Source organism: Anaerobutyricum hallii DSM 3353, from assembly GCF_000173975.1.
Classification (GTDB): domain Bacteria; phylum Bacillota; class Clostridia; order Lachnospirales; family Lachnospiraceae; genus Anaerobutyricum; species Anaerobutyricum hallii.
Genome location: NZ_ACEP01000164.1, coordinates 1 through 1,580, shown reverse-complemented (window position 1 = coordinate 1,580; position 1,580 = coordinate 1). Strand labels below are relative to the sequence as shown.

Here is a 1,580-nt window from a genome sequence, read left to right as displayed (position 1 = left end):
AAGGTCAAGCTTTCGACCGATTAGTAACAGTCAACTCCACACATCGCTGTGCTTCCATCTCTGCCCTATCTACCTCATCGTCTCTAAGGGGTCTCTCACTCTTTCGAGTATGGATATCTCATCTTGAGGGGGGCTTCACGCTTAGATGCCTTCAGCGTTTATCCCTTCCCGTCTTGGCTACCCGGCCGTGCCATTGGCATGACAACCGGTCCACCAGCGGACGGTCCATCCCGGTCCTCTCGTACTAAGGACAGCTCCTCTCAGATATCCTGCGCCCGCGCCGGATAGGGACCGAACTGTCTCACGACGTTCTGAACCCAGCTCGCGTACCGCTTTAATGGGCGAACAGCCCAACCCTTGGAACCTGCTCCAGCTCCAGGATGCGATGAGCCGACATCGAGGTGCCAAACCACTCCGTCGATGTGAACTCTTGGGAGTGATAAGCCTGTTATCCCCAGGGTAGCTTTTATCCGTTGAGCGATGGCAATCCCACTTTATGCCACCGGATCACTAAGTCCTACTTTCGTACCTGCTCCACCCGTCGGTGTCGCAGTCAAGCCTCCTTCTGCCTTTGCACTCTCTGGATGGTTTCCAACCATCCTGAGGAGACCTTTGAGCGCCTCCGATACCCTTTCGGAGGCGACCGCCCCAGTCAAACTCCCCGCCTGACATTGTCCCCCGCCCGGGTCACGGGCGCAGGTTAGAAACCCAGTACTGCAGGGGTGGTATCCCAACATCGGCTCCCTCACGGCTGGCGCCATGAGTTCTTAGCCTCCCACCTATCCTGTACATGCAATACCGAATCCCAGTATCAGGCTGGAGTAAAGCTCCATGGGGTCTTTCCGTCCTGGCGCGGGTAACCAGCATCTTCACTGGTATTTCAATTTCACCGGGTGTGTTGTTGAGACAGTGCCCAAATCATTACGCCTTTCGTGCGGGTCGGAACTTACCCGACAAGGAATTTCGCTACCTTAGGACCGTTATAGTTACGGCCGCCGTTTACTGGGGCTTAAGTTCAAACCTTCGCTCGCGCTAAGCTCTCCCCTTAACCTTCCAGCACCGGGCAGGCGTCAGCCCATATACCTCACCTTCGGTTTCGCATAGACCTGTGTTTTTGCTAAACAGTTGCTTGGGCCATTTCTCTGCGGCTGCTTGCGCAGCACTCCTTCTCCCGAAGTTACGGAGTCATTTTGCCGAGTTCCTTAACAACACTTCTCCCGCCGGCCTTAGGATCCTCTCCTCATCCACCTGTGTCGGTTTACGGTACGGGCCCTTGCTACACGATAGCGGCTTTTCTCGACAGGAAGGGGCCGCAGCTTCACTACTTCATTTCGCTCCGCATCACGCCTTCGTCTCATGCAGGGCGGATTTTCCAACCCTGCGACTCCTTCGCTTGCACCGGGCTTTCCATTCCCGGCTCTGCTTCCCTTCCCGTGTCCCCGCAGTTCTGATAACAAGGGGTGCAGGAATCTTAAACCTGCTGTCCATCGGATACGCATCTCTGCCTCTCCTTAGGCCCCGACTTACCCAGAGCAGATCAGCTTTACTCTGGAAACCTTGGATATTCGGCCGCAAGGATT

The 1,580-nt window shown here is 55.6% G+C and carries 1 rRNA gene; it reads right to left on the bottom strand.

From position 1 onward, the window contains the following. Positions 1–1,580: ribosomal RNA gene (locus tag EUBHAL_RS13905) — 23S ribosomal RNA — on the bottom strand; the annotation flags it as partial.